Raw genomic sequence first — 3,351 nt, forward strand, 5'->3', positions numbered from 1 at the left:
GGGGCGATCCACGACCAGCCCAGCACCTGGCCCCGGCCGAGCGTCTCCACCACGGGCGCCGGGTGCCGGCCGGGAACGTGCACGTCCAGGTCGACCTCGCCCGAGCGCAGCAGCCAGAAGCGGTCGGCCTCCCCGCCCTCGTCGAACAGTCTCGTGCCGGCCGGGAACGAGACGTCCAGCCCGACGGCCAGCAGCCGTTCGCGCTGCGCGGCCGACAGCAGGTCCAGGGGCGTCGGCAGGCCGGTCACGGCTCCTCCCCCGGTGGCCGGGACCGCGTCCAGTCGTGCAGGGCGGCGGCCTCCTCGGTGATGTCGATGCCGACCGGGCACCACACGATGCAGCGGCCGCAGCCCACACAGCCGGAGGAGCCGAACTGGTCGTACCAGGTGCCGAGTTTGTGGGTCATCCACTGCCGGTAGCGGCTGCGTGCGGAGGCGCGGACCGGGCCGCCGTGCAGGTGGGAGAAGTCGAGGTCGAAGCACGAGTCCCACAGCCGCCACCGTTCCGCGTGGTCACCGGTCAGGTCGGTGACGTCCTCGGTGGTGGTGCAGAAGCACGTGGGACACACCATGGTGCAGTTGCCGCAGGTCAGACAGCGTCCGGCGACGTCGTCCCAGCGGGGGGCGTCCAGCGTGCCGGCCATCAGCTCCCGCAGGTCGGCCTCCGGCATGGTCCGTCCCATGCGCTCCGCGGCGGCGGTGACGCCGGCGCGTGCCGCCTCCCGGGTGTCGCGGTCCACGGGGCGGGCGGGGAGCTCCGCGAGGATCTCGGCCCCCTCCCGGCTGCCGCCGCGGATCCAGAAGCGGTGACCGCCGTCGTCGACCACCTCGGTCAGCACCAGGTCGTAGCCGGGACCGGCCGCGGGCCCCGTACCCATCGAGACGCAGAAACAGGTGCCGCCGGGCTCCGTGCACTCCACCGCCACCAGGAAGGCTCCCGAGCGGCGCCCCTGGTAGACGGGGTCGCGGTGCGGCCCGCCGGTGAGCACCCGGTCCTGGATCGCGACGGCCCGCAGGTCGCAGGAGCGCACCCCGAGGAACGCGTACCGGGGAGGCGGCGTCCGGTCGGCGCTGAACACCGTCCCCTCACCGGTCCGGTCGGCGGACCACTGCCGCACCCGCGACGGGTGCAGGAACGTCTTCCACGACTGGGGGCCCGCCGCGTTGGCGAAGGCGGCACCGTCCGGCCGCCGGCGCAGCCGGTACTGTCCGGCCCGGAGTTCCACGCCCCATCCGTAGGGCAGCTGGTCGGCCGACTCCAGCTCCGCCAGGACGATCGCGCCGTCCCGCACGGTGGGGCCGACCACGGTGTACCCGCGTCCGGTCAGGATGTCCACCAGGGCGGCCATCCCGTCCTTGCCCATCACCCTCTCCTCGGACTCGGGGGGCGCCGGGGTGTTCACATCGGTGTCCGTGCTCATGGTCTCTCCTTCGTGCCCGGTGGAGAGCGGGCGGTCCGCCGGCGCCCGCTCGCCGGGCGGCCGGGCGGAGGGTCGCGGCGTCAGACGGCGGTGAGGTGGTCGTCCACCTCGACCACGTCGTCGATGTCCTCGACCTCGGCCACCAGCCTGGCCGCCGCGGCCTGCGACATCCGGCCCGTCAGGTCCACCACCCCGTCGCGCACCGTGACGGTGACGGTGCCGCGTTCGGCCGGGGAGCAGAAGGCGTGGATCTTCGCCTCGACCTCCTTCCGGATCCCCTCGTCGTCCCTGATCAGAGCCTGCAGCAGTGCGTTGCGGCGCACCACGCCGACCAGACGGCCGCCGTGGTCGGTGACCGGTATCCGCTTCAGCCGCGACAGCGCCGCGAGCCAGGCCGCCTCCGCGACGGTCGCACCCGGCAGCACGGTGATCGCGGGGCTGGTCATCAGGTCGGCCGCCGTCTCGGCCCGGGCCTTCTCGTGGAGCCTGTGCCCCCGCAGCCTGCCGATGTGGCCGGGCCGGCGGCCGGACGCCTCGAAGGCGACCTTCGCCAGCAGATCGGACTCGGACACCACTCCGACCACCCGGTCGTCGGCGTCGACCACGGGAACCGCCCCGACGTGCTCCCGCTCCAGCAGGCGGGCGATGTCCCGGCACGGCAGGTCGTCCCGCACGGACACGGCGGGCACGTCCATCACGTCCCGCACCAGCGGGGCCTCGGGCTCGGCGCCGGGCCGCGGCGGCTGCCCGAGGGGCGCACCGGTCTCCTGCCGGGCCTGTTCCTGCCGAGCCCGGGGGGCCGGAGCCGGCGCGTGCTCGGCCGCCGTGTGCCTGGCCGCCACCGCGGCGACAGCACCCAGATACCGCAGGAGCTGTTCCTGCCGTGCCTCCTCACGGGGACTCCAGGTGTGCGACGGCACGGTGCGGCGGGCCTCGGTGCCCGCCGAGTAGTTCTCGTGCTGGTTCATGGCAACCTCCGGGCTCCTCGGGTTGTCCCCTCCCAGTCTCGCGCTCCGCGTCCCCGGGCCAAGAGCCGAACGGCCCTGGTGGAGCAGTACCACGGCCCCATCCGGTGCGGGCTCGCGGGGAAGCGGTGAGACTGGAGGAGGGGCAGCCAGACCAGCAGGAGGACGCTCGTGATGAGCCTGCGGGACTTCCTCGCCCGGTTCCGTCCCACCGGCACGCCGGGAGCGGCCGTCGCCGGAGTCCCCGCCGACCGGGCGGCGGAGCGCGCCGCGGAACTGGAACCGCCTCTCGCCCGCCTGGCGGACGTCCAGCGGGAGGCGGCCCGGATCCGCGCGGAGGCGGATCGCGAGGCGGAGGCCCTGAGACAGGACGCCGCCCGGGAGGCGGCCGCGATCGTGACGGCGGCGCGGGCTCAGGTGCCGCGGGTGCGGCAGGAGGCCGCGGTGCCGGTGCGCCGTGCCGCGCGGCTGGAGGGGCGGGACATCCGCTCGGCCGGTGACCGCGCCGCCGCACGGGTGTACGAGCGGGCCCGGGAGCGCATGCCCGCCCTGCTCGACCGGGTCGTGGCCGACGCCCTGTGGGTCACGGACCGGCCGGAGGGAGCACCGTGAGTGCCGGATGGGTCGCGGCAGTGGTCCGGGCCCGTGTCCTGGCCGGCCGCTGCCCGGGACGCGCCGGGGCCCGCGAGATCGCGGCGAGCACCACACTCGACGACGCGCTGCACCACCTCGCCGGGACGCCGTACGGCAGGTACGCGCGGACGGCGGCCACCCTGCCCGGGGCGCAGCGTTCGGTCACCGCCACGCTGTTGTGGCACCTGCGCGTGCTGGCGGGCTGGCTGCCCCGGGGCGGCGCCCGTCTGCTCCGGCCGCTCGCCTCGGGGTTCGAGATCGCCAACGTCGCGTCCCGGCTGCCGGTGCGGGGCGGTCCCGGTACGGACCCGGAGGCCGCGGCGTGGCAGCCGT

The 3,351-nt window shown here is 75.5% G+C and carries 4 protein-coding genes and 1 pseudogene; 2 read left to right on the top strand and 3 right to left on the bottom strand.

Annotation, left to right across the window (positions count from 1 at the left end):
- The 3 genes from RH94_RS44155 to RH94_RS21575 form a co-directional block, all read right to left on the bottom strand.
- Positions 1 to 248 (bottom strand): cyclic nucleotide-binding domain-containing protein (locus RH94_RS44155; RefSeq protein ID WP_407697339.1); only part of this gene is annotated, 248 nt, incomplete at its 3' end.
- Positions 245 to 1,420, bottom strand: coding sequence for a 4Fe-4S dicluster domain-containing protein (locus RH94_RS21570; protein ID WP_073949144.1), 1,176 nt, complete (start codon positions 1,418 to 1,420; stop codon positions 245 to 247). The genes RH94_RS21570 and RH94_RS44155, both read right to left, overlap by 4 nt.
- Before the next feature lie 80 nt (positions 1,421 to 1,500).
- Complete coding sequence (locus RH94_RS21575; protein WP_073949145.1) at positions 1,501 to 2,388, bottom strand: CBS domain-containing protein; 888 nt, start codon at positions 2,386 to 2,388, stop codon at positions 1,501 to 1,503.
- A gap of 171 nt (positions 2,389 to 2,559) precedes the next feature.
- On the opposite strand from RH94_RS21575, the gene RH94_RS21580 reads away from it, so the two are divergent.
- Entirely contained in the window at positions 2,560 to 2,997 is a 438-nt protein-coding gene (locus RH94_RS21580; RefSeq protein WP_234425938.1) for a hypothetical protein, read from the top strand.
- Positions 2,994 to 3,351: pseudogene (locus RH94_RS44160) on the top strand (hypothetical protein); the annotation flags it as partial. The gene RH94_RS21580 and the pseudogene RH94_RS44160, both read left to right, overlap by 4 nt.

Origin of the sequence: Streptomyces kebangsaanensis, from assembly GCF_001906585.1 — a bacterium.
GTDB lineage: Bacteria > Actinomycetota > Actinomycetes > Streptomycetales > Streptomycetaceae > Streptomyces > Streptomyces kebangsaanensis.

What these genes read in the sequence shown, in the direction of transcription:
- RH94_RS21570 (WP_073949144.1), bottom strand. Translation starts at nt 1,420, where the DNA reads ATGAGCACGGACACCGATGTGAACACCCCGGCGCCCCCCGAGTCCGAG.
- RH94_RS21580 (WP_234425938.1), top strand. Translation starts at nt 2,560, where the DNA reads ATGAGCCTGCGGGACTTCCTCGCCCGGTTCCGTCCCACCGGCACGCCG.
- RH94_RS21575 (WP_073949145.1), bottom strand. Translation starts at nt 2,388, where the DNA reads ATGAACCAGCACGAGAACTACTCGGCGGGCACCGAGGCCCGCCGCACC.